General features: G+C 63.1%; 21 protein-coding genes. 14 read left to right on the forward strand and 7 right to left on the reverse strand.

Annotated features, from left to right (window positions below; genetic code table 11):
- Positions 1–5: 5 nt before the first annotated feature.
- Both J0O65_RS26115 and J0O65_RS26120 read left to right on the forward strand, forming a co-directional pair.
- Positions 6–3,149, forward strand: a complete 3,144-nt coding sequence (locus J0O65_RS26115; protein ID WP_215410033.1) for an error-prone DNA polymerase — start codon at positions 6–8, stop codon at positions 3,147–3,149.
- Positions 3,150–3,188: 39 nt separating this feature from the next.
- Positions 3,189–3,668, forward strand: a complete 480-nt coding sequence (locus tag J0O65_RS26120) for a GNAT family N-acetyltransferase (protein WP_251374000.1) — start codon at positions 3,189–3,191, stop codon at positions 3,666–3,668.
- On the opposite strand, the gene J0O65_RS26125 is transcribed toward J0O65_RS26120, so the two are convergent.
- Positions 3,669–5,078, reverse strand: coding sequence for an FAD-binding oxidoreductase (locus tag J0O65_RS26125; RefSeq protein WP_502793599.1), 1,410 nt, complete (start codon positions 5,076–5,078; stop codon positions 3,669–3,671).
- 189 nt (positions 5,079–5,267) lie between these two features.
- On the opposite strand from J0O65_RS26125, the gene J0O65_RS26130 reads away from it, so the two are divergent.
- From J0O65_RS26130 to J0O65_RS26150, 5 genes are all read left to right on the forward strand, one after another.
- A complete protein-coding gene (locus tag J0O65_RS26130) occupies positions 5,268–6,185 on the forward strand; it encodes a ChaN family lipoprotein (RefSeq protein ID WP_215410034.1) in 918 nt (305 codons plus the stop codon).
- Between the two features lie 142 nt (positions 6,186–6,327).
- Complete coding sequence (exbB, locus tag J0O65_RS26135; RefSeq protein WP_215410035.1) at positions 6,328–7,089, forward strand: tonB-system energizer ExbB; 762 nt, start codon at positions 6,328–6,330, stop codon at positions 7,087–7,089.
- 3 nt (positions 7,090–7,092) lie between these two features.
- Entirely contained in the window at positions 7,093–7,518 is a 426-nt protein-coding gene (gene exbD, locus J0O65_RS26140) for a TonB system transport protein ExbD (RefSeq protein ID WP_215410036.1), read from the forward strand.
- Positions 7,515–8,276: an energy transducer TonB family protein gene (locus J0O65_RS28325; RefSeq protein ID WP_215410037.1), complete on the forward strand. Its 762-nt coding sequence runs from the start codon at positions 7,515–7,517 to the stop codon at positions 8,274–8,276. Before exbD ends, J0O65_RS28325 begins: the two co-directional genes overlap by 4 nt.
- A gap of 38 nt (positions 8,277–8,314) precedes the next feature.
- A complete protein-coding gene (locus tag J0O65_RS26150; protein WP_215410038.1) occupies positions 8,315–10,573 on the forward strand; it encodes a TonB-dependent receptor domain-containing protein in 2,259 nt (752 codons plus the stop codon).
- Between the two features lie 70 nt (positions 10,574–10,643).
- On the opposite strand, the gene J0O65_RS26155 is transcribed toward J0O65_RS26150, so the two are convergent.
- Positions 10,644–11,051 (reverse strand): PRC-barrel domain-containing protein, encoded by a 408-nt coding sequence (locus tag J0O65_RS26155; RefSeq protein ID WP_215410039.1) that lies wholly within the window; start codon positions 11,049–11,051, stop codon positions 10,644–10,646.
- A gap of 247 nt (positions 11,052–11,298) precedes the next feature.
- Between J0O65_RS26155 and pyrG the strand changes: the two genes are divergently transcribed.
- From pyrG to ftsB, 3 genes are all read left to right on the forward strand, one after another.
- Positions 11,299–12,951, forward strand: coding sequence for a CTP synthase (gene pyrG / locus J0O65_RS26160; RefSeq protein WP_152250204.1), 1,653 nt, complete (start codon positions 11,299–11,301; stop codon positions 12,949–12,951).
- A gap of 140 nt (positions 12,952–13,091) precedes the next feature.
- Positions 13,092–14,375 carry a phosphopyruvate hydratase gene (eno, locus tag J0O65_RS26165; protein ID WP_070260371.1) on the forward strand — a complete coding sequence of 428 codons (1,284 nt, stop codon included), beginning with the start codon at positions 13,092–13,094 and terminating at the stop codon, positions 14,373–14,375.
- Between the two features lie 61 nt (positions 14,376–14,436).
- Positions 14,437–14,760, forward strand: coding sequence for a cell division protein FtsB (ftsB, locus tag J0O65_RS26170; RefSeq protein ID WP_035821182.1), 324 nt, complete (start codon positions 14,437–14,439; stop codon positions 14,758–14,760).
- Between the two features lie 412 nt (positions 14,761–15,172).
- Here the strand turns inward: ftsB and J0O65_RS26175 are convergent, their stop codons facing one another.
- The 5 genes from J0O65_RS26175 to J0O65_RS26195 form a co-directional block, all read right to left on the reverse strand.
- Positions 15,173–15,451, reverse strand: a complete 279-nt coding sequence (locus J0O65_RS26175; protein ID WP_215410040.1) for a hypothetical protein — start codon at positions 15,449–15,451, stop codon at positions 15,173–15,175.
- Between the two features lie 152 nt (positions 15,452–15,603).
- On the reverse strand, positions 15,604–16,746 hold the full coding sequence (locus J0O65_RS26180; protein ID WP_215410041.1) for a glycerophosphodiester phosphodiesterase: 1,143 nt from the start codon (positions 16,744–16,746) through the stop codon (positions 15,604–15,606).
- Positions 16,746–19,148, reverse strand: a complete 2,403-nt coding sequence (locus J0O65_RS26185) for a TonB-dependent receptor (RefSeq protein WP_251374001.1) — start codon at positions 19,146–19,148, stop codon at positions 16,746–16,748. Before J0O65_RS26185 ends, J0O65_RS26180 begins: the two co-directional genes overlap by 1 nt.
- 153 nt (positions 19,149–19,301) lie before the next feature.
- A complete protein-coding gene (gene hslO, locus J0O65_RS26190) occupies positions 19,302–20,279 on the reverse strand; it encodes an Hsp33 family molecular chaperone HslO (RefSeq protein WP_215410042.1) in 978 nt (325 codons plus the stop codon).
- A 4-nt stretch (positions 20,280–20,283) separates the two neighbouring features.
- A complete protein-coding gene (locus J0O65_RS26195) occupies positions 20,284–20,808 on the reverse strand; it encodes a gamma carbonic anhydrase family protein (protein WP_215410043.1) in 525 nt (174 codons plus the stop codon).
- A gap of 219 nt (positions 20,809–21,027) precedes the next feature.
- Between J0O65_RS26195 and J0O65_RS26200 the strand changes: the two genes are divergently transcribed.
- The 4 genes from J0O65_RS26200 to J0O65_RS26215 all read left to right on the forward strand — a co-directional run bounded on the left by J0O65_RS26200 (position 21,028) and on the right by J0O65_RS26215 (position 24,587).
- Positions 21,028–21,903 carry an alpha/beta fold hydrolase gene (locus J0O65_RS26200; protein ID WP_215410044.1) on the forward strand — a complete coding sequence of 292 codons (876 nt, stop codon included), beginning with the start codon at positions 21,028–21,030 and terminating at the stop codon, positions 21,901–21,903.
- Between the two features lie 90 nt (positions 21,904–21,993).
- The gene (locus tag J0O65_RS26205; protein ID WP_215410045.1) at positions 21,994–22,827 is read left to right on the forward strand and encodes a 3',5'-nucleoside bisphosphate phosphatase; all 834 of its coding nucleotides are present in this window, start codon (positions 21,994–21,996) and stop codon (positions 22,825–22,827) included.
- A gap of 213 nt (positions 22,828–23,040) precedes the next feature.
- Entirely contained in the window at positions 23,041–23,928 is an 888-nt protein-coding gene (htpX, locus tag J0O65_RS26210) for a protease HtpX (protein WP_215410046.1), read from the forward strand.
- Between the two features lie 35 nt (positions 23,929–23,963).
- On the forward strand, positions 23,964–24,587 hold the full coding sequence (locus tag J0O65_RS26215) for an L-threonylcarbamoyladenylate synthase (protein ID WP_215410047.1): 624 nt from the start codon (positions 23,964–23,966) through the stop codon (positions 24,585–24,587).
- The last annotated feature ends 69 nt before the right edge of the window (positions 24,588–24,656 follow it).

Consider the following 24,656-nt stretch of genomic DNA (forward strand, 5'->3'; position numbering starts at 1 on the left):
GGATCATGTGGGGCGCAGTCTTACCCGAGTATGCTGAGTTGTACTGCCTGAGCAATTTCAGCTTCCTGCATGGCGCCTCGCATGCGGAAGAGCTGGTGGCGCGCTCTGTCCAGCTCGGTTACAAGGCGCTGGCCATCACGGACGAGTGTTCGCTCGCGGGCGTCGTGCGCGCCCATGCGACGGCCAAGCGGGCCGGTTTTCCGCTGATCATCGGCGCGCATTTTCATTTGACGCAGACCGACGGCAGCGCGGGGCCGTCCCTGCTGGCGCTGGTGCAGGACCGCGACGGTTACGGCAACTTGTCGGAACTGATTACCATGGCGCGCACGCGGGCGGCCAAGGGCCGCTACCTGCTGACGCCGGACGATTTCGCCGCGCCATCGGCGGAATTTTCCCATTTGCAGGGCTTGCCCGGCTGCCTGATGATCTTGCTGCCCGGCTATCCGGCCCGGCCGGAAGACGTGCGCGCGCAGGGCGCGTGGATGGCGTCCACCTTTGGCGGCGGGCGCAGCTGGATCGGCCTGAACCTGCTGCAGCGGGCGCAGGATGACGCGCACCGCGGCGCCGTGCAAGAGGCGGCGCAGGCGCTGGGCTTGCCCGTGGTGGCCGTCGGCCACGTGTGCATGCACGTGCGTTCGCGCAAGCCCCTGCTCGACACCCTGTGCGCGATCCGCGTGGGCAAGCCCGTGGGGGAGTGCGGCTATGCGCTGGCGCAGAACGCGGAACAGCATCTGCGCGCGCGCTTGCGCCTGGCCAATGTGTATCCGTCGCAGGCGCTGGCGGAAACCCTGCGCATCGCGGGGATGTGCACGTTTTCGCTCGACAGCCTGCGCTATGACTACCCCGAGGAACTGGTGCCGCACGGCTACACGCCGGCCACCTATCTGCGCGAGGAAACGTATGCGGGCGCGCGCATCCGCTTTCCGCTGGGTATTCCGGCCAACGTGCAGCAGCAGATCGAGCATGAACTGGAACTGATCGCCGACCTTTCCTACGAGCCGTATTTTTTGACCGTCTACGACATCGTGCGCTTTGCCCGTTCACAAAACATCCTGTGCCAGGGGCGGGGCTCGGCCGCCAATTCGGCCGTCTGCTATTGCCTGCACATCACGGAAGTGGACCCGGCGCGCGGCAATTCGCTGGTCGAGCGCTTCATGTCGCGCGAGCGCAACGAGCCGCCCGACATCGACGTCGACTTCGAGCACCAGCGGCGCGAAGAGGTGATTCAATATATCTATGGCAAATATGGGCGCGAGCGGGCCGCGCTGGCCGCCGTGGTGATCAGCTACCGGCCGAAGAGCGCCCTGCGCGACAGCGGCAGGGCGCTGGGGGTCGACCTGGCCATCGTGGAAAAAGTGGCCAAGGCGCATCGCTGGTTCGATGGCAAGCGCGACCTGCTGGAGCGCCTGGCCGAATGCGGGCTCGACCCGGAGGCGGCATTGTCGCAGCAGTGGGCCGGCCTGGCGCAGCAGCTGCTGGGCTTTCCCCGCCATTTGTCGCAGCATCCGGGCGGCTTCGTCATCGCGCAAGGAAAATTGTCGCGCCTGGTGCCGATCGAAAACGCCACCATGGCCGAGCGCAGCGTCATCGAGTGGGACAAGAACGACCTGGAAGAACTGGGTTTGATGAAGGTCGACGTGCTGGCGCTGGGCATGCTGTCGGCCCTGCGCCGCGCCCTGGAGCTGGTGAGTGCGCGGCGCGGCGAGCAATTCCGCTTGCAGGATATTCCCGCCGAAGACCCGGCCACCTACGACATGATGTGCCAGGCCGACACCATCGGCGTGTTCCAGATCGAGTCGCGCGCGCAGATGAGCATGCTGCCCCGCCTGCGTCCCCGTGAATTCTACGACCTCGTCATCGAGGTGGCGCTGGTGCGCCCCGGCCCCATCCAGGGCGGCATGGTGCATCCGTATCTGCAGCGGCGCCAGCAGAAAGAACCGGTCGCGTATCCGAAGGGCCTGGACAAGGCGCTGGGACGCACCCTGGGCATCCCGATTTTCCAGGAGCAGGTGATGCAGGTGGCCATCATCGCGGCCGATTTCACGCCCGGCGAAGCGGACCAGTTGCGGCGCGCCATGGCGGCCTGGAAACGCAAGGGCGGCATGAACAATTACCATGACCGCATCGTCGATGCGATGGTGGGGAATGGCTACGACAAGGAGTTTGCCGAGGCCATCTTCAGCCAGATCGAGGGCTTTGGCGAATATGGTTTTCCCGAGTCGCACGCGGCCAGTTTCGCCTTGCTGACGTACGCCAGTTCCTGGCTGAAATGCCACGAACCGGCCGCCTTCCTGTGCGCCTTGCTCAACAGCCAGCCCATGGGTTTTTATAGTCCCTCGCAACTGGTGCAGGATGGACGCCGCCATGGCGTGCAAGTGCTGCCCGTCGACGTTGCCGTCAGCGGCTGGGAAGCGGCGTTGGAAGAGACTGCGGAAGGGGCCGCGCCCGCCGTGCGCCTGGGCTTGAACAGCCTGTTCGGCATGCGCGCCGAGGCGGCCTGGCGCATCGAGGATGCGCGCGCCATCGCCGCCTTCGCCGACGTGGCCGACCTGGCGCGGCGTGGCGGCCTGGACCGTCATGACGTGCAGGTGCTGGCCGCCGGCAACGCGCTGCACGCGCTGGCCGGGCACCGGCGCCAGGCGCTGTGGCAGGCGGCCGGTGCCGTGCCGGACCGGGACTTGCTGCGCGCCATCACGCATGAGGAGGACTTGCCCGTGCTGGCCGCGCCGACGGAAGGCGAGAGCATCGTCAGCGATTACCGCGCGCAAGGCCTGACCCTGGGCCGCCACCCGCTGGCGCTGCTGCGCAGGCAATTGCTGGAACAGCGTTTCCTGCCCGCCGCCAGCCTGGCCAGCTACACGGATGGCCAGCTGGCGCGCGCCTGCGGCATCGTCACCGTGCGCCAGCGTCCGGGCACGGCCAAGGGCGTGATCTTCATGACGCTGGAAGACGAGACGGGCACGGTGAATGTCATCGTCTGGCCCGACCTGGTGGAAAGCCAGCGGCGCGAAGTGCTGAGCGCGCCGCTGCTGGGCGTGTATGGCGTATGGCAAAGGGAAGGGCAGGTGCGCAACCTGGTGGCCAAGCGCCTGGTCGACATGTCGCATCTGCTGGGACGCTTGCGCACCAGCAGCCGCGATTTCTGTTGAGGGTTGGCTATGTCGGCCAGGCGGTGGCATGATTGTCATATGACGACTTTACCCGAACCGACACTGCGTCCAGCGCTGGTCGCCGACGCGCCCGCCATCGTCGCCCTGATCGACGACCTGATGCCCTTTCTGACCCTGCACCCGGACGGCGCGGGCGCGGAAAAGTTCATCGAACACTGCCGCCAGCCCGCCATCGAAGCTTATCTGTCGCTACCCAATTACGCTTACCAGCTGGCGCATATCGATGGCGCACTGGCCGGCGTGGTGGCCATGCGCGATAACACGCATCTGTTCCACATGTTCGTGCCGCGCGCCCTGCACCGACGCGGCATGGCGCGCCGCCTGTGGCAGGCCGCCCGCGATGCGTCGCTGGCAAAAGGCGGCGTGACGGCGTTTACCGTCAATTCCTCGGCCTACGCCTTGCCCCTGTATGAAAGCCTGGGCTTTGTCGCCACGGGGCCGAAGGTGGAGACGGGCGGCATCGCGTTTGTGCCGATGCGCATGGAATGGACGGCCTGATTACCAGCGCACGATCTTGCCCGGATTCATGATGTTCTTCGGGTCCAGCGCGTGTTTCAGGGCGCGCATGGTGTCGATGGCGCCTACACCATGCTCTTCCACGAGGAAGGCCATCTTGTGCATGCCCACGCCGTGCTCGCCCGTGCAGGTGCCGTCCATGCCGATGGCGCGCGTGACCATGTCGCTGTTGACCTTTTCCGCGCGCGCGACGTCGGCCGGGTCATCGGGGTCGACCAGCATCTGCACGTGGAAATTGCCGTCGCCGACGTGGCCGATGATGGCGTAGACGAGACCCTGCGCTTCGCAATCGGCCTTGGTGGCGAGGATGCATTCGGCCAGGCGCGAAATGGGCACGCAGCAATCGGTGGAAATGGCGCGGCTGCCGGGACGCATCTGCAGCAGGGCGAAATACGCGTTATGTCGCGCGGCCCACAGGCGCGAGCGGTCTTCGGGGCGGCTGGCCCATTCGAAATCGCTGGCGCCGTGCTCCGCCGTGATGGCTTGCACCAGCTGCGCCTGCTCAGCCACGTTGGCCGGCGTGCCGTGGAATTCAAACAGCAGCAGCGGTTTCTCCGGCAGCGCCATCTTGTCGTAGGCGTTGATGGCTGTGACGCCATTTTCATCGAGAAACTCGACTCTGGCCACGGGAATACCCATCTGGATGGTCTGGATCACGGCGCTGACGGCTTCGCCCGTGCCGGGGAACGAGCACACGGCAGCCGAGATCGCTTCAGGCAGCGGGTACAGTTTCACCGTCACTTCCGTGATGATGCCCAGCGTTCCCTCGCTGCCGACAAATAAACGCGTCAGGTCGTAGCCGGCCGACGATTTTTTCGCCCTGGTCCCCGTCTTGATGATGCGGCCATCGGCCGTCACCACCGTCAGGGCCAGCACGTTTTCGCGCATGGTGCCGTAGCGCACGGCATTCGTGCCCGAGGCGCGCGTGGCCGCCATGCCGCCCAGCGACGCATTCGCGCCCGGGTCGATGGGGAAGAACAGGCCCGTGTCGCGGAGTTCCTCATTCAGTTGCTTGCGCGTCACGCCTGCCTGCACGGTGGCCGTCAAGTCTTCAGCATGCACGGCGACCATCTGCTTCATTTGCGACAGGTCAATCGTCACGCCGCCGTGCAGGGCCAGCACGTGGCCTTCGAGCGAAGTACCGCTGCCGTAGGCGATGACGGGCACGTCGTGCGCGCTGCACAGTTTGACGGCAGCCGCCACTTCCTCGGTGGAATGGGCGAAAATGACGGCGTCCGGCAGCATGGGGGGATAGCTGGACTCGTCGCGGCCATGGTGGTCGCGCATGGCTTGCGTCATGGAAAAGCGGTCGGCAAAGATCAGGGAAAGTACGGCAGCAAGGGATGCGGGCAGCGGTTTGTTCAGTACCGCCAACTGGTCAGTTTGATTCACGCGAGTCCTCCGTTTTTTTTATTCTACTCCGCGCCCGGGGATTTCACCGAAGCGGCATATCGATTTTTTGCCAGTTGTAAAAGAATTCGCATGGTGTGCCGTGCATTGGTTGTAAATGAGAATCATTTCTATTAAAATGCCCGCCAGTAGTGATTTTGCAATGCGTGCTTCCACCCGAAAGGCCATGCCATGAACTTCCCCCTGTCCCTCGCCGCCGTCCTGCCCGCCTGCGTGCTGGCGCTGAGCGCCTGCGGCAGCATCGCACCCGCCACCGGCACGGCTGCCGCCACGATGGCCGCGTCCGCTTCTGCGCAAGATGTGCGCCAGCTGGGCGAGATCGTCGACCTGCGCAGCGGCCAGCGCGTGACTGCCGAGCAATTGCTGGCCCAGCTGGCCGCCGCGCCGCGCGTGATCATCGGCGAGCAGCATGACCAGCTCAGCCACCACCAGATCGAGCGATGGCTGCTGCTGCAGTTGCAGGACCAGCGCCCGCAAGGCAGCGTGCTGCTGGAAATGCTGAACCCGGACCAGCAAGCCAAGGTGGACAAGGTCAAGCCGTGGCTGCGGACGGACCCCGTCGTGCGCCCCGAACACGTGGCCGAGCTGCTGGCGTGGCAACCGAGCTGGAAGTGGGCGCAATATGGCGACCTGGTCATGACCGTGATGCGCGCGCCATATCCCGTCTGGTCGGCCAACCTGGACCGCGGCGAAATCAAGCAACTGTTCATCGACCAGCCGGCCGTGCAGGGCAAGCACAGCAACCTGGCCAACGATGGCAAGGTGCATGACAAATTGAAGGACATCATCCGCGTCATGCACGACAACCAGATCGACGCGCCGCGCCTGGCCGCCATGCTGTCGGTGCAGCAGCAGCGCGACCGCCGCATGGCCGAGCGCCTGCTGGCCGCACCCGCGCCGGCCGTGTTGATCGCCGGCGCCTACCATGCGCACAAGGACCTGGGCGTGCCGCTGCACGTGCAGGACTTGACGGGCGGCCCGGCGCCGCTGGTGCTGGTGCTGGCACAGCAGGGCGCCACGGTGCTGGCGCGGCAGGCGGATTTCGTCTGGTTCACACCGGCATTGCCCGCCGTCGCCAGCGCCAAGTAAATCCTCGCATGTCCGCCGGGCGTTCTGCCCGGCACTCTCCCCCAGCAAGCTCCCCCATGGCAGCCAGGTAGTCCGTCCGATTTTTTTTGCATGCGCGTGCGCGCCGTTGGCGCAGCCATGCTTGTTACCTGTCAAAGTTCTCATGCGTATCCCCTTGTTCCGTATCAAAGCCGCCGCCTGCGGCGTGTTTCTTTCCCTGTTGCATGTCACCGCGCAAGCGTCCGCCTTGCCCCATGACATGTCGCTGCTGGGCATGTTTTTCGCCGCCGACCAGGTGGTCAAAAGCGTGCTGATCGGATTGTTGATCGCCGCGCTGGCCACTTGGGTGGTCTTGCTGGTGAAGGGCGCCAGCTTGCTGCAGGCGCGGCGCGCGGCGGCGCAAGCCGTCGCCGTGCTGAAGACGGCGACCTCCTTGCCGGACGCGGCCGTCAAAGTGGAGGGTGCCGGCAGCACTTCGCTGGCGCAACAGTTGTTGGCCGAGGTGCAGCAGGAGCTGAGCCTGTCGCACGCGCATGCGCCGGCGGCGGCCTTGAAGGAGCGGGCCGGCTTTCGCCAGGAACAGTGGATTGCGCAGCAGGTGCGCGCCATGACGCAAGGCATCGGCCTGCTCGCCAGCATCGGCGCCGTGGCGCCCTTCGTCGGCCTGTTCGGTACCGTATGGGGCATCATGAACAGCTTCATCGGCATCGCCGCCAGCCAGAGCACGAACCTGGCGACCGTGGCACCGGGCATCGCGGAAGCCCTGCTGGCCACAGCCCTGGGCCTGGTGGCGGCGATTCCGGCCGTCGTCATCTATAACGTCTTGAGCCGTGGCATCAACCAGTACAAGGCGCAGCTGCGCGCCGCATCGGCGCAAGTATTGTTGATGCTGAGCCGCGACCTCGACACGCGCCGGCAGGCCTGAAGCATGGCTTCCCTGTTTCCCTCCCCGGACGACGACACGGCCGATATGCCGGAGCTTTGCGAGATCAATGTCACGCCCTTCATCGACGTGATGCTGGTGCTGTTGATCATCTTCATGGTGGTCTCGCCGCTGGCCACCGTCGACCTGAAAATCGACTTGCCGGCCGCCACGGCCCAGCCGGAACCGCGTCCGGACAAGCCCTTGTTCGTTTCCCTGAAGGCGGACCGCAGCCTGTACCTGGGCGTAGCTCCCGTGGCGCGCGAGCAGCTGGGCCGCCTGCTCGACGCGCAGACGGGCGGCGACCGCCAGCGCACCCTGTTTTTCCAGGCCGACAAGCAGGCCGCCTATGAAGACGTGCTGGGCGTCATGGATGCCCTGCGCCAGGCGGGCTACCTGAAAGTGGGCCTGGTCGGCCGGGAGGGCGGGTGAGCCCGCGCCCCCTGTTCAGCTGGGGCATCGCCACGGCGCTGGTGGTAGCGGGCATGCTGGCGCTGCTGCTGTGGGCGGCCTGGCGGCCCGCGACGCCGGCCTCCGCACAGCCGCCCGCCAGTGTGATGCTGGTGTTTGCGGCACAGGCGATGTCGCCGGCCACGCAGGTCGCGCATGCCGTGGGCGCGCGCCAGTCGGCCGCGTCCAGCGATTCCCGCCCACCGAAGAGCACAGTCCGGCAAGAGACGCTGCCCGTGCTGGCGTCTGCCGCCACGCCGCAGATCGTCGCGGCGGAAAAGGAGGAAAGGGTGGCGGCCAGTCCGTCTACGGAGCCGGGTACGGATGCCGTCAAGCAAGCATCGATGCCCGCGCAGGCCAGCAGCAGCGCCACGCCGGCGCCAAGTTCCGTGCGCGGTCCGCAGGCCGCGCCGTTCGACAGCGACACGGCGTCAAACAGCGCGGCGCCGGCCAGCTGGCAAAGCCGGGTGCTCGGCCATCTGGCGCACTTCAAGCGCTATCCGGGCGACGCGCGCCAGCGCAAGCGGGCCGGCGCCGCCTGGGTGCGCTTCCAGGTGGACCGCGACGGCAAGCTGCTGGCCAGCGAGTTGATCACCTCGTCGGGCACGGTGCTGCTCGACCGCGAAGCCATGCAAGTGCTGCAGCGCGCGCAGCCGCTGCCGGCGCCGCCCGCCAACGTCCTGCAGCAGGGCACGGTGACGGTGACCTTGCCCGTGTCGTTCAAGCTCGACGCCAGCTGAATTTTATATTTTTCAATAACATAACAAATCGAGGGTGTATGCATATCAAGACAATGACGCGGGCCGTGGGCGTCTGCATGGCCTTGCTTGCGCAGCAGGCGTGGGCGCAGCAGGCGCAAGACAGTGGCAAGGTGGAATTCTCGCCGCTGAATGTCTCGGGTGAGACGGTTTCCGTGGAACAGCAGGCGCTGGAAAGACCGGGCGCCGTCAGCGCGCGCGGCGCGGACACGCGCTTGCAGAGCGTCGACCAGATCCTGCGCGGCATGCCGGGCACGTTTACCCAGATCGATCCGGCGCAAGGGGCCGTCAGCGTGAATATACGCGGCCTGTCCGGCTTTGGCCGGGTCAACACCATGATCGATGGCGTGACGCAAAATTACTATGGCAGCGCGCCGTCGGAAGTGGCGCATGGTAGCGTGCCCAGCAGCCAGTTCGGCGCCCTGATCGATCCGAACTTCATCATCGGCGTGGACGTGTCGCGCGGCAATGCCATCGGGGGCGATGGCGTCAATGCGCTGGCCGGCAGCGCCAATGTCCGCACCCTCGGCGTCGATGACGTGGTGTTTGCGGGCGACAAGGTGGGCGCGCGCACGAAGATGTCCGCCGGCAATAACGGCGTGGGACGCAGCGCCATGCTGGCCGTGGCCATGAAACAACCCGCCTTCGATGGCGGCAGCGTGGGCTTCATGGCCGCCACCAGCGCGAGCGTGATCGGCAACAACTACAAGAATGGCAGCGGCACGGACAGCGAACAATTCGGCTTCGGCTACAACCGTTTCTACAAGCAGAAACCGAAATCGCAATTGCTCAAGCTGGACCTCGCATTGAGCGACTTCCATGCGCTGGAACTGTCGGCGCGCGATTACCGCAATACGTTCACGCGCCGCGATATCCAGAGCGACGATTACTATGTGAAATATCACTACACGCCGTTTTCGGAATTGATCGACCTCAAGGTGGTTGCCAGCAGCAGCCGTGGCAGGCAGAAATACATGCCGGAAGCCTTGCTCAATTTCGTCAACACCAGTACGGCCAACCGCGCCGACGCCTTTGACGTCAACAACACCAGCAGCTTCAGGCTGGCCGGCGGCGACGCCGTGGTGACCGTGGGCGGCAAGCGCATGCGCAATGCATACAGCAAGCACGTGGAAAGCCTCGTCGATGATCCGGACAATCCGGACGCGAACCAGCAATCGATCGAAAACAATAGCTTTGGCCCCGCCGGCAAGCAAAAGGTCGACAGCCTGTACGCGGGCCTGCAGTACAACCGTGGCGTCTACCAGGTCAACGCGGGCCTGAATTACACGCGTTTTGAATTGACGGGCTACAAGCCAGCCTGCGACGAGCGCGTGAAATGTTTCCCGCAAGGGGAGGCGCATATCGCGCTGAAGGAGCACGGCATGAATCCATCGCTGCTCGTTTCCGCCCAAGTGACGCCGTGGTTCCAGCCGTTTGCCAGCGCCGAGCGCACCATGCGCGGGCCGAATCCGCAGGAAGTGTTTTTCTCGAACGATGGCGGGGCGTCGATGAACCCATTCCTGAAGGGCGAAAAGGCGACGACCTATCAGCTGGGTTTCAATGGCAGCCTGCACGGTCTGCTGAGCGCCAACGACGCGCTCCATTTCAAGGCGCTGTATTTCAAGAGCAAGATCGACGGCTACATCACCAGCCAGTCCTTCCTCGTGTGCGACAACGGGCGCAAGTGCAATATCGCGGAAGTGATCGCCACGGACTGGGAAACGGTCGATGAGTACGTGACGAACATGTATATCTACATTAACTCGGCCACGCCCGTGCACACGCGCGGCTGGGAACTGGAGGCGCAGTACCAGCAGGGGCCGGCGTATGCGCGCCTGTCGTACACGCGTGAAAAGACCAGCCAGCCCACCTCGATCGCCAGCGCGTGGTTTGGCGCGGCCGACATCAGCGAATTGCCGAGCACTTACTACAACCTCGACGTGGGCACGCGCCTGCTGGACAACAAAATGGAGATCGGCGCCATCGTCAAGCACACGGGATCGAACCGGCGCCTGTCGCCGGACAACGAAGCCGATGCGGTCACGGGGGAAGTGACGAAGGTGGACAATCCGAAGATCCCGGCCGTGATTGACCTGTACGCCAGTTACCAGGTGTCAAAAAACCTGTTCCTGCGCCTGTCGGTGCAAAACGCCATGGACAAGAATTATTCGGAAGCGCTGAACCGCCTGAACTCGATGCCGTCGCAGTCGAACGACAATGCGCCGATGAGTACGGCGAGGGGCAGGACGTATGTGGCGGGGCTGGAGTACCGGTTCTAGTTAAACCCCAGTGCAAATAATGGGGTCGTACCCCGCAGGGTACGACCCCAGCATTCCGCTTAGGGGTTAATTAATACTCGCGCGGTGTCGTTCCATAATAGCTGTGGATGGACTGGGCCCACGTGGTATCGGCCATGTTCGGCCAGTTATCCGTGTCGAAGCCGGGTGCGTTTTCGATGCGTTCCTTGTCGACGTTGAGGGTGAAGCGCTTGTTGACGGTGTCGAGCAGCAGCGCTTCCCAAGGCACGGCGAACAGCTTTTCGCCGATGCTGAAGACACCGCCGTGCGACATGACGGCGTAGGCGATCTTGCCGCTGCGCATGTCGATCATGATTTCCTTGATTTCGCCCAGATGTTCATCCCTGGCGTTGTGCACATGGTCGCCGATCAGGGTGTCGGCACCCATCAGTTCAGGGCCGGGGCCTTTATGGCCGCGGTTGACATACATGCCGTAGGCGTCGCGTTCTTCGTAGCTCATGATGGACCTCCTGTTGAAAAATCCCAGTCTCCCGCCGGGGCGCGGCAGGGTCTGTTCGCTCACCCACACAACATATGGAATTGGAAATATTTCAATTATTGTTATTGGGTAATTTTGTTGCGCGTAGACAGCAGGAGGGGGAGGGATAGTCGGTATTTGGCGCAAATTTCCGTGCTCGGGGAGCGCCGCAGGCGGGCTTTAGTGTATAATTTCAATTTCCCGCACGTGCCGTTCGGCACCATCTGCAATGACCAAATTTGTCTTCGTCACTGGTGGCGTTGTGTCTTCCCTTGGAAAAGGGATTGCCGCCGCCTCCCTCGCCGCGATCCTCGAATCGCGCGGCCTTAAAGTCACCATGCTCAAGCTCGACCCGTATATCAACGTCGATCCTGGCACGATGAGCCCTATGCAACACGGTGAAGTATTCGTCACCGACGACGGGGCCGAAACCGACCTCGACCTCGGTCACTACGAGCGCTTCATCTCCACCCGCATGAAAAAGGTGAATAACTTCACCACCGGCCAGATCTATGAATCGGTGATCCGCAAGGAACGCCGGGGCGAATATCTGGGCAAGACCGTGCAGGTGATTCCGCATATCACCAATGAAATCCAGGATTACATCCGCCGTGGTGCCGAAGGCTACGACGTGGCCCTGTGCGAAATCGGCGGCACCGTCGGCGATATCGAATCCTTGCCCTTCCTGGAAGCGGCGCGTCAGCTGAGCCTGCGCGCCGGCCGCAAGAACACGGCCTTCGTCCACCTGACCCTGGTGCCTTACATCGCCTCGGCCGGTGAGCTGAAGACCAAGCCGACCCAGCACTCGGTGCAAAAGCTGCGCGAAATCGGCATCTTGCCAAACGCGCTGCTGTGCCGCGCCGACCGCGCCATCCCGGAAGACGAGCGCGCGAAAATCTCGCTGTTCTCGAACATCGAGGAAGACGCCGTCATTTCCGTGTGGGACGTCGACACCATCTACAAAGTGCCGCAAATGCTGCACGACCAGGGCCTCGACAAGATCATCTGCGACGCGCTGGACCTCGATCCTGCGCCGGCCGACCTGTCGATCTGGAGCAAGCTGATCTACACGATGGAGCATCCGAAGGCGGAAGTCACCGTCGGCATGGTCGGCAAGTATGTCGAGCTGACCGAGTCGTACAAGTCGCTGATCGAAGCGCTGCGCCACGCCGGCATCCACACGGAAAGCCGCGTCAACATCGAGTACATCGATTCGGAAGAAATCGAAACGACCGGTTGCGACAACCTGGCCAAGTACGACGCCATCCTGGTGCCGGGCGGCTTCGGCAAGCGCGGCGTGGAAGGCAAGATCAAGGCGGCCCAGTTCGCCCGTGAAAACAAGATCCCTTACCTGGGCATCTGCCTGGGCATGCAAGTGGCCCTGATCGAATACGCGCGCAACAAGGCAGGCATGCCGAACGCGAATTCGACCGAGTTCGACCTTGATACGGATCAACCTGTCGTTGCACTTATCAATGAGTGGCAAAACCACGATGGTAAAGTCGAGTTGCGCGATGAAAACTCGGACCTGGGCGGTACCATGCGCCTGGGCGCGCAGACCTGCGCCGTCAATCCGGGCACCCTCGCCGCCGAGATCTACGGCAGCGTGGTGACCGAGCGTCACCGTCATCGCTACGAAGCCAATAATCACTACCTGGCCCGTGTCGAAGCGGCTGGCCTGATCGTCTCGGCCCGCACGCCGAGCGAAGATTTGTGCGAAATCATGGAATTGCCACGCACGGGTGAAAATGCCCACCCATGGTATATGGGCGTGCAATACCATCCCGAGTTCAAGTCGACGCCACGCACCGGCCATCCGTTGTTTACCTCGTTCATCAAGGCAGCGCTGGCGCACAAGGAAGCCAACGCCGCTGCGCAATAACGCGGTCGATCGCGACAGTATTACCCGTAAGACAGCTCCCGGCCAGATGGTTCCCGCCGGGAGTTTCTTTGCCCCCTTTGTGCAATTGCGCATCAGAACGCAGTGTGCAGCCCCTGTTACGCTTAACTTTGGAGAATGACATGAGTGCTATTGTTGATATTATCGGTCGCGAAATCCTGGACTCGCGCGGCAACCCGACCGTCGAATGCGACGTGTTGCTGGAATCGGGCGTGATGGGCCGCGCGGCCGTGCCGTCGGGCGCCTCGACCGGTTCGCGCGAAGCCGTGGAATTGCGCGATGGCGACGCCAAGCGCTACTTCGGCAAGGGCGTGCTGCAGGCATGCGAGAACATCAATACCGAAATCTCCGAAGCCATCATGGGCCTGGACGCCAATGAACAGGCTTTCCTGGATCGTACCTTGATCGACCTGGACGGCACGGAAAACAAATCGCGTCTGGGCGCCAACGCCATCCTGGCCGTCTCGATGGCCGTGGCCAAGGCTGCCGCCGAAGAAGCGGGCTTGCCGCTGTACCGCTATTTCGGCGGTTCGGGCGCCATGCAGATGCCGGTGCCGATGATGAACGTCATCAACGGCGGCGCGCACGCCGACAACAACCTGGACATCCAGGAATTCATGATCATTCCCGTGGGCGCCCCGTCGTTCAAGGAAGCCGTCCGCTACGGCGCGGAAGTGTTCCACACGCTGAAAAAGATCCTGCACAAGAAGGGCTTGAACACCAACGTGGGCGACGAAGGCGGTTTCGCGCCATCCTTGGCCAACCATGAAGAAGCCATCAAGCTGATCATCCAGGCCATCGAAGAAGCGGGCTACGAGCCAGGCACGCAGATCGCCATCGGCCTCGATTGCGCCGCGTCCGAGTTCTACAAGAACGGCAAGTACGAAATGGAAGGCGAAGGCCTGAGCCTGACGGCCACCGAGTTCACCAACCTGCTGGCGACCTGGTGCGACAAGTACCCGATCATCTCGATCGAAGACGCGATGCACGAAGGCGACTGGGACGGCTGGGCGATCCTCACCAAGGAACTGGGCAAGAAAGTGCAACTGGTCGGCGACGACCTGTACGTCACCAACACCAAGATCCTGAAAGAAGGCATCTCGAAAGGCATCGCCAATTCGATCCTGATCAAGATCAACCAGATCGGCACCCTGACGGAAACCTTCGCCGCCATCGAAATGGCCAAGCGCGCCGGCTACACGGCCGTCATTTCGCACCGCTCGGGCGAAACGGAAGACTCGACCATCGCCGATATCGCCGTTGCCACGAACGCCCTGCAGATCAAGACCGGCTCGATGTCGCGCTCGGACCGCATGGCCAAGTACAACCAGCTGCTGCGTATCGAGGAAGACCTGGGCGACATCGCCAGCTACCCTGGCCGCGATGCGTTCTATAATCTGAAGTAAGCTGATGTAAAACCCACTGGCCGGCCGGAGATATCCGGCCGGTTTGTTAACTGAATGTCCCATGCGCCTCATTACGCTCGCCCTGGCAGCCCTGCTGCTGTTGATCCAATTTCCCCTCTGGCTGGGTAAAGGCGGCTGGCTGCGTGTTGCCGACATGGAAGCCCAAGTGGCGGTGGCCAATAAAAAGAATATGGAATTGAAGGCGCGCAACGCCAAGCTCGAATCCGAAGTGCGCGACCTGAAGGATGGCACGGGCGCCGTCGAAGAGCGTGCCCGCTATGAGCTGGGCATGGTCAAACAGAATGAGATTTTCGTGCAGATCGTGCGCAAGGGCCAGACCCCGCCGCTGCTGGAAACGCCGGTGGACGCCGCAGCGCCCCACTGAGTACGGATCACTTCCCACTTGCCAGCCTGGACCGATTGCCAGGCTGACATATCACAGCTTTATTTACTACCCGCTACTTATTACTTGCTACTGCCTTGCTGCTTGCCGATCAGAAACGGGCTTTGCCGGTCGTGATCAGGTAGAAATGGATGCCGGTGACCACGACGGCGACACTTACCAGTACGGTTTCGAGAAATATCATATAAAAATCCTTGTCAGTATTTAGTTAGCTTAAGAAAACGTCCAAGGCCAGGCGCCCAGCCGAAGACAGTACGAACGTACGGCGAGGCGCAGGCAACGCACTTTTGGACAGGCGTTTAGTCAGCATAAAAAAACGTCCAGGGCCAGGCGCCCAGCCGAAGACAGTACGCAAGTACGGCAAGGCGCAGGCAACGCCGCCCTGGACGTTTTTTTACCCGCGGGAAGCGAGGAAGCGCAGTTCGGCTGCCAGATTCGGCATCAGTTTTTCGTAGCGGTTCGCTTCCGAGTTCAGCAGGGCGAAATCGCGCTTGCTTGGACGCACATAGCGCTCGTCGTCGGCGCTGGTCGTCGCGGTGGCGATGACTTCCTTCTGCGCCAGTTCGCTGTATGGCTTGGAAGCGAGCAGGGCGCCCAGGAAGGCGCGCGTGGCGCGGCCCAGGTTGCTGAAATAGGTGTCGTCGTTGCTGTAGGTGTTGGCAAAAGTGGACATATGCCCTCCATGAATGGTCTGTTGTTGCATTGCACAATAATGGAGTTCGCGATATGCGTCCAATTTCAAATTCCAATTTCAGAAATTCAAAAAACGAATAATAAGGGCGTAGCCGCCGGCCACGCCCTGGAAAAGAATTTGTTACGAAATGTTTATCCTGCGGCGATGCGTCCCAAACTGGGATCGTCGCTGAAAAAGCCGTCCAGTCCCGTCTCGATATAACGCCGCATTTCCGCCACGGAGCCCGCTTCGTTGCGCGCATTCTCGCCATTACCGTCGCGGAAGTCGGCCGCCAGGAAACGGTTTTCCGGACGGAAGGTCCACGTGTGCAACAGCAAGCCCGCCTGGTGCGCATCGTCGACGATGGACGAGGGCTTGGCCAGGCGCTGGTCGGCGCCCAGCGGGATGATGCCGCGCGTGGGCGGCGCCACCACGTCCGCGTAGGCGGCGATGTCGCGCAGGCCGGCCGGCGTCGTCATCTGCCCGAACGTCAGCTTGCCGCCCGCCTTGACGACGTCCATGGGGCGCACGTCGCCACCCACCACCAGCTGCATCAGGCGCACGTTGGCGCGCCGTCCCAGCTTCTCGCGCAAGTATTTCAAATTCGCCACTTCGAAGGACTGGATTTCGATCGGCGCGCGGCGCGTGTATTCGTGCGCCAGCATGGTCGACAGGAAACGGTCTTCCAGCGCCAGGCCCGCGTCGCGGAAATAGGTCGAGCTTTTCAGCTCGGGCGCGAGACCGATGATGCGGCCGCTGGCGGCCGATTGCGCTGCAACAAAATCGATGATTTCTTCCCAGGTTGGGATCTGAAATTGTCCATCGTACAAGGTGTTGCCGGTACGTACTTTCGGCAGCCGTTCGATGGCGCGCAGGGTTTTCAATTCCGCCAAGGTGAAGTCGTCGACGAACCAGCCCTCGTGCCATTCGCCGTCGACCAGCTTCTTGCCGCGCCGGCTGGCGAACTCGGGACGGCGCGCCACGTCGGTGGTGTCGACCAGATTGCTTTCGTGGCGCGCCACGAGGATGCCGTCGCGCGTGGCGACCAGGTCCGGTTCCACGTAGTCGGCGCCGTCGAGGATGGCCTTGGCGTACGATGCCAAGGTATGTTCGGGGCGCAGGGCGCTGGCGCCCCGGTGGGCGAAGACGAGCGGACGCGAAGGGGGCGTGGCCAGCAGGCCGGCGGCAAAGCCGGGCGCGGCGGCCAGCGCCAGGCCGCCGGCGGCCGCCCGGACGAAGCTGCGGCGCGAAAAATGCCGCTGCGGCAATACCGGGGCGAGATGCGGCGCACGCATCAGAAATCCGCCGTCAAGGTCAGGAAGCCCTGGCGCGGGGCGATGGGGAAGGTGTTGTAGGTCTTGTCGGCCGCGCCCACCACCACGTTCAGCGAACCTTCGCGGTTGGCCAGGTTGCTCACATTCACGCGCCAGCGCGGATTTTTCAGCCAGCCGGCCAGGGCCGGCAGCTTGCCCGATACGCCCAGGCCCATCAGGAAATAGCTGGGCACGGACAAATCGTTGGTGTACGTCGCGTAGCGCTTGCCCACATAGTCTCCCGTCAGTTGCACTTCGATATCGCCAACCGTGGCGGAAGCCACGAACTTGTTCAGCCATTCCGGCGAGCCGGGCACGTTCTTGCCCGCCGTCGGCACCAGCGCGGCGCCATTGTTGTAATTGTCCGCGTACTGCGAGCGGTTGTACGACAGGGCATTGTAGAACGAAAAATTGTTGCCAAAGTGTACGGTTCCGGCGATGTCGATGCCGTCCGTGCGCACGCTGCCCACGTTGGCCAGCACGGGGTTGCCACCGATGATGGAGGAAATCACGGGCGTCGGGCTGATCTGCAGCAAGCGGTTGCTGAAATCGACGTGGTAGACGTTGATTTGCCCATCGATGGCCGTGATGGCGCCCAGGCGCAATGGGTGGCTGCCGCGCACGCCCACTTCATACGTGAGGGCCGTTTCCGGCTTGGCGTCGCGCTTGAACAGGTCGAACGCGGCCTGGCTCGACAAGCTCCATGGCGAGGCGCCGCCGCCGCCGTAGGTGACGAACTGGCGCATGTTTTTCTGGATGTTGAAGTACAGCTGGTCTTGCGGCGTGACATCCCAGCGTGCGCCCACCTGCGGCAAGAACCATTTTTTCGTGTTGATGGTGCCGATCGGCAAGGCCGTCGAGCCGCCGGAAATGGCGCCCCTGGCCGGCTGCACGGGGAATTGGCCATCGGCAAACTGCAGGCTGGACTTGAAGCCGGCTTGCAGGGCGATATCGGGGCGGATGCGCCATTCATCCTGCAGGTGCAGCTGCACCACCTTGTTGTCGATCTCGCTGCCGTACTGCGTGATCAAGGGATTGCTGGGGCGGTCGTAGGGCGAGGTCGGGTTGTTGACGTCCAGCGCATACCAGCGGCGGTAGGCGGAGGAGCGGTTCTGTTCCAGCCACAGGCCCGCTTCCAGCTGGTGCTCGCCGATTTCCTTGCGCAGCGTGGAGATCAGGCCGCCGCGCTTGATGTCGTATTCCGTCGTGCGCACGGCGTAGCCCGAGTTGCCGAACACTTGTTTCAGGTTCTGCTTCGGGTAGTAGACGCTGAACAGGCCCGGCAGGCCGGCCACGCCGATGGGCCCGGCCACCACGCCCGCGCCGTCATCCTTGTGGTAATACACCTGGTTGGCCCAGGTCATGCCTTCGGCCAGATTGGCGTCGAACTTGGCGTAGGCCAGGTAATCGGTGCGCTGCGCATCGCTGTAGTAATTGCGGTAATTGTTGCCATCGGCGGCAGGCGTGGCGCCCGTCGGCGACAGGTAATTCAGGGCCGCCTTGAAGTCCGGATACAGGAAGGGGCGCGTGTACGGCGCGCTCGTCTCGCCCGCCACGTGCACGGTGCTGTCTTCGTTCGGCTCGATCTTGTCCGAGTAATTGAAGAACAGGGTCAGCTTGCCCGCCTCGCTGCGGTTGACGTATTTGGCGTTGAACTGGTCGCCGCCCTGGCGCGCATCGAAGTCCCAGGCGCGCGCTTCGTGGTGCAGGATGGAAAAATAGGCGCTGCTGCCGTCGCCGAAGGCGCCCGTGTCGTAGCGGGCAAACGTGCGCGAGGTGCGGTGGCTGCCCACCGTTTGCTGCACGCTGGCGCCCTGCGTGGCCAGCGGGTCGCTGGAATAGGTTTCGATGGTGCCGCCCAGGTTGCTGGTCGACGCCGTCGCCAGGTCGCCGGCGCCCGAGGACAGCACGACGCTGCGCACGTTTTCGCTGATCACGGCGCGCTGCGGCGACAGGCCGTTGTAGTTGCCGTACTGCTGGTCGCCCAGCGGCACGCCATCCATGGTGTAGCCGAGTTGCTGGCCGGAAAAGCCGTGCACGAACAGCGACAGGTTTTGCTCGTTGTTACCCCACGGATCGGCCGTCTGGAAGCTGACACCCGGCAAGGTTTGCAGGGCTTTCAGGGGATTCGTGCCGGGCAGGATTTTCTGGATTTCATTCTTGCTCAGGGCGACGGAAGAGCGCGTCTTGCGCGAGGAAATCTCCACGGTGGCCATGGGGGCATTGTCGTCGGCGGGTGCGGCCATGTCGGCGGCGGCCGAAGCCACGGCGGCGGCCACGGCCGTTTGCGCCAGCGCCGGCAAGGAGAGGCCAGCGGCGCAGGCGCCCAGCAAAACGTGGAAGGAATGGCGGCGCAGGGCCAGCGTCAAGTGGGTGGTCATCATCAGCCTGTGGAAAGTAGTGTGGGTAATACAAGCTGCGCAGCGTAACGGCGGCGCGTGACGGGCTGATGACGAAGTGATGACGGAACGATGACAGTGGAAACAATTGCGCCGCCCGAGGGGCGGCGCGGAAGGACTATGACGAAACTGTCATGCTTAGTTGATGCTGGCGGCTGGCGGTATCAGTACTTCGGCCGGCGCATCCGTGATGAACAGCTGCGCGCAGTCGACCTTGTCGAAATCGTAGTGCTGGCCGCAGAAATCGCAGTTCACGCCCACGTGGCCGATTTCTTCCAGCGTGCTGTTGACTTCTTCCTCGCCCAGCATCTTGAGCATATTGCCCACTTTTTCGCGCGTGCAAGTGCAATGGAAGCTCGGGTGCAAGGGGTCGAAGACGCGGATGGTTTCTTCCCAGAACAAACGCTGCATCAGGGTGTCGATATCGGTCGACAGGATTTCCGCCTCTTTCAGGGTCGAGGCCAGCATCACGGCGCGGTTCCATGTGTCCAGCGCATCTTCTTCCGAGACGGGCGTCGCTTCGGCCTTGCCGCCATGGTGGGGCAGCTTTTGCAGCAGCAGGCCGCGCGAGACGGTATCGTCGGTGGCCAGCCACAGGCGCGTGTCGAGCTGTTCCGAGCGCAACATGTAGTTTTCGATGACGGTGGCCATGTCGTCGCCGTCCAGCGGCACGATGCCCTGGTACGGTTGCTGGCCCGGCACCTTGTCGGCCGGGTCCAGGGTGATGATGAAGCGGCCCTTGCCCGTGGCGTTGAGCAATTGCGGCACGGTGGCGGCGTCGGCGATGGTGGCGTCCGGGTCCAGCTTGGCCGTGGCGCGCAGGCGCAGCTCGGAATCGCATTCGACGACCATCAGGCGCACGGGGCCGTCACCATGGATTTGCATGATGATGGAGCCGTTGAATTTCAGGTTGGCCGACAGCAGGGCGGCGGCGGCGACCATTTCGCCCAGCACTTTTTTCACGGCCGTCGGGTAGGCGTGGCGCGACACCACTTCCTGCCAGGTGTGGGAAACGTCGATGAACTGGCCGCGCACGGCGGCGTTGTCGAAAATAAATTTTTGCAGGGTATCCTGGCCGGTGGCGGCGCTGACGGCGCCCGTCGTTTCAGTCGTCATTCTTTTATCCAATCTTCTTGAGTTGCGTATTAAATAGCTGGCCGCGCTGTACATAATTGACGGCGTTGCCTTGTAGCCTGGTGATATCGTCTGCCGTCAGGATTCGCACGGCTTTCGCTGGCGAGCCGAGGATCAGCATATTGTCGGGAAATTCCTTGCCTTCCGTGACCAGGGCGCCCGCGCCGACCAGGCAGTTTTTGCCGATCTTCGCGCCGTTCAGGATCACGGCCTGGATGCCGATCAGGGCGCCATCGCCGATCGTGCAGCCATGCAACATCGCCTGGTGGCCGATGGTCACGTTGCGGCCGACGTCCAGCGGGTAACCGGGGTCCGTATGCAGCACGGCGCCTTCCTGCACATTGCTGTTGGCGCCCACGGTGATGCGTTCGTTGTCGCCGCGAATGGTGGCGCCGAACCATACGGACGTATTCGCTTCCAGGGTCACCTTGCCGATCACGTTGGCCGTGTCGGCAACAAAAGCGGAAGCATCAATCTGCGGCGCATGGTCGCCCAATTGGTAGAGTGTCATCGTTAGCCTGTGGCGGTGGTGGAAGCGCCGGGCATGGCCGGACGCTGAAGTTTTACTGTGCTGCGTACGCTATTTTACGCTGTTGCAGGACAAGTCCTGATGCAGAGCGCCAATCCGGTATAATTATCGAACGGTCGTACTTTTATATCCGGCCTATCTACAGACACAGCATGTGGCGCCATCCGCGCCACTTTCAAGGCAGGCAATCAGATGAAACCCATGAAACTTTCCCGTTCCGAATTCATCAACATCCGCGGCGCCCGCACGCATGTGCGCCACTGGGGCCGCGAAGGGGCGCCCATGTTGTTCATGGTGCACGGCTGGATGGACGTGGCCGCCTCGTTCCAGTTCGTCGTCGACGAGCTGGCGGGCGACTGGCACGTGATCGCGCCCGACTGGCGCGGTTTTGGCCTGAGCGACTACACGCAGTCCGATACCTACTGGTTCCCCGACTATCTGGCGGACCTGGACGCCATGCTGCTGCACTATTCGCCGCACGCTCCCGTCAATCTGCTGGGTCACAGCATGGGCGCCAACGTGGCCGGCCTGTACGCGGGCGTGCGGCCGGAGCGCGTCAGCCGCTTCATCAACCTGGAAGGCTTCGGCATGATGGCGACGCAGCCGGAGCAGGCGCCGGGCCGCTACGCCAAATGGCTGGACGAATTGCGCGAGCCGCCCGCCATGCGCAGCTATCCTTCGCAGCGCGCCGTGGCCGAGCGCCTGCAAAAGACCAATCCGCGCCTGCCGGACGCGCGCGCGGCCTTCCTGGCCGAACACTGGTCGGCGCAGAACGAGGCGGGCGAGTGGGACATCATGGGAGACCCGCGGCACAAGCGGGTCAATCCCATCCTGTACCAGGTGGAAGAAGTGATGGCGTGCTGGCGCCGCATCACGGCGCCCGTGCTGTGGGTGGAGGCCGAAGAGACGAATATGTGGCAATGGATGGGGCCTAAGGAGCAGGCGCGCATCGAAATCGACCGGCGTTTGGCCTGCATCAAGGATGTGCGCTGCGAGATGCTGCTGGACGCGGGCCACATGCTGCATCATGATCAGCCGCAGGCATTGGCGCGCCTGGTGGAAGCGTTTTTGGCCTGATCTGTGTCGGGAACGCCGCAGCGCGATTGGACAAGCAGCGTACAATGAAAACTTCTTCCATGCTGAGCCCGTGCAGGGTATTGTTTTCACATGCTTAAAGTCGACCTGCATTGTCATTCGAATATTTCCGACGGCGTGCTCGCACCCGCCGCCGTGGCCGCGTACGCGCGCAAGGCGGGCGTCGACGTGTGGGCGCTGACGGACCACGATGAGGTGTCCGGCGTCGCCGCCGCGCGCGCGGCCGCGCTGGATCTGGGCATGCGCTTCGTGGCCGGCGTGGAAATTTCCATCACCTGGGCCGGCGAAACCGTGCACATCGTCGGCTTGCAAGTCGATGAAGCCAATCCGGGTCTCGTGCAGGGCTTGCACCGCACGCGCTCGGGGCGCGACGCGCGCGGCCGCGAGATCGCCCGCCAGCTGGACCTGGCCGGCATCCCCGATGCCTATGAAGGGGCCTTGAAATTCGTCGGCAACCCGGACCTGATGTCGCGCACGCACTTCGCCCGCTACATCGTGGAAACGGGCAAATGCGCGAATATCCCCGACGTGTTCAAGAAATACCTGTCGGAAGGCAAGCCGGGCTACGTCGAGCACCGCTGGGCCACCCTGGCCGAAGCCGTCGGCTGGATCCGCGGCGCGGGCGGCGTGGCCGTCATCGCCCATCCGGGCCGCTACCGCTTCAGCGACATGGCGCAAGGCGTGTTGTTCGATGAATTCAAGCAACTCGGCGGCGTGGCCATCGAAGTCGTCACGGGCAGCCACAGCCCGGACCAGTATCCCGAATACGCGCAACTGGCCAACGCCTATGGTTTCCTCGCCTCGCGCGGCACGGATTTCCATGCGCCGGGCGAGTCGCGCGTGGATTTTGCCAAGCTGCCGCCGCTGCCATCGAATGTGACACCGATCTGGCACGACTGGTTTTAGCTGACAGCCAGGCAAATCTACTACGCGGCGCGCTTTGCGGCCGGCGATGCTCACCGTACTCCAGTACGGTTGCGCTTCTCGGCCACAAATCACTGCCGCTCGCGACGATTTTCCTGGCTGCCGATGCGCCGTCGTGTCGCTGCTTGAAATCTGCGTTAGTGTGCATATCTTTTTGTCATTCTTGTTATATATAGTCATCCGGAGCCAACGCCCATGAAACGTATCGTCCTGTTTATCGCAACCAACCTGGCCGTGATGCTGGTGCTGTCGCTCGTGCTTAGCTTGCTGGGCGTGGGCAATCCGGCGCGCGGCAGCACCCTGAACCTGGGCAGCCTGCTGGTGTTTTCGCTGGTGGTGGGCTTCACGGGCTCGATCTTTTCCCTGTTGATCAGCAAACCCATGGCCAAGTGGAGCACGGGCGCGCGCGTGATCGACAACCCGACCTCGTCGACGGAATTGTGGCTGGTCAATACCGTGCGGGCGCTGTCCGAACGGGCCGGCATCGCGATGCCGGAAGTGGCCGTGTACGAAGGCGACGCGAATGCCTTCGCCACGGGCGCGTTCAAGAATTCGGCGCTGGTGGCCGTCTCCACCGGCTTGCTGCAAAGCATGAACCGCGATGAAGTCGAAGCCGTGCTGGGCCATGAAATCGCCCACGTGGCCAATGGCGACATGGTGACGCTCACCCTGATCCAGGGCGTGGTGAACACCTTCGTCGTCTTCATGGCCCGCGTGGTGGGTTTCTTTGTCGACAATGTGCTGTTGAAAAACAATAACCGCGAAGGCGGCGGACGCGGCATCGGTTACTTTGTGACCGTGATGGTGTGCGAAGTGATCTTCGGCTTGCTCGCTTCCATCATCGTCGCATGGTTCTCGCGCCAGCGCGAATTCCGCGCCGATGCGGGCTCGGCCAAGCTGCTGGGCAGCCCGACGCCGATGATGCATGCGCTGGCCCGCCTGGGCGGCGTGCCGCCGGGCGAACTGCCGCAATCGATGCAGGCGCTGGGTATCAGCGGCGGCAATGGCGGCTGGGGTGCGCTGTTCGCCACCCATCCGCCGATCGAGCAACGTATTGCCGCGCTGCGCGGCGTACAATCATGATAACTTAACAAGCTGGTTCGCCAGAACGCTGACACATGAGTCAATTTTTCCAGATTCACCCCGAGAATCCGCAATTGCGCCTGATCAAGCAGGCGGCGCAGATCATCCAGTCCGGCGGCGTCGTGGCCTTGCCCACCGACTCCTGCTACGCGCTGGTATGCCAGCTCGACGACAAGGGCGCCGTCGAGCGCCTGCGCCGCATCCGTGGCGTGGATGAAAAGCACCATTTAACCCTGCTGTGCCGCGACTTGAGCGAGCTGGGCGTGTACGCCAGAGTGGACAACCGCCAGTTCCGCCTGCTCAAGGCGGCCACGCCGGGCGCCTACACCTTCATCCTGGAAGCGACCAAGGAAGTGCCGCGCCGTCTCAGCCATCCATCGCGCAAGACCATCGGCCTGCGCGTGCCGCAGCACCGCATCGTGCAATGCCTGCTGGAAGAACTGGGCCAGCCGCTGCTGGGCGCGACCTTGACCTTGCCCGGCGACGAGGACAGCCTGACGGATGCCGACACGATCCGTGAACGCCTGGAAAAACTGGTCGACCTGATCATCGACGGCGGCGTCTGCGCGCATGGCCCCAGCACCGTGATCGACCTGACGGGCGCGGAGCCGGAAGTGGTGCGCGTGGGACGTGGCGACCCGGCCGCGCTGGGCTTGTAGGCGCCGAAATTTACCTGTCTTTAATGGCAACGTAAGAAAGCGCCCAGTACGCCTCTGGTAGAATCGCGT

The organism is Janthinobacterium sp. JC611 (assembly GCF_018682595.1).
In the GTDB taxonomy this organism is placed as follows: Bacteria; Pseudomonadota; Gammaproteobacteria; order Burkholderiales; family Burkholderiaceae_D; genus Janthinobacterium.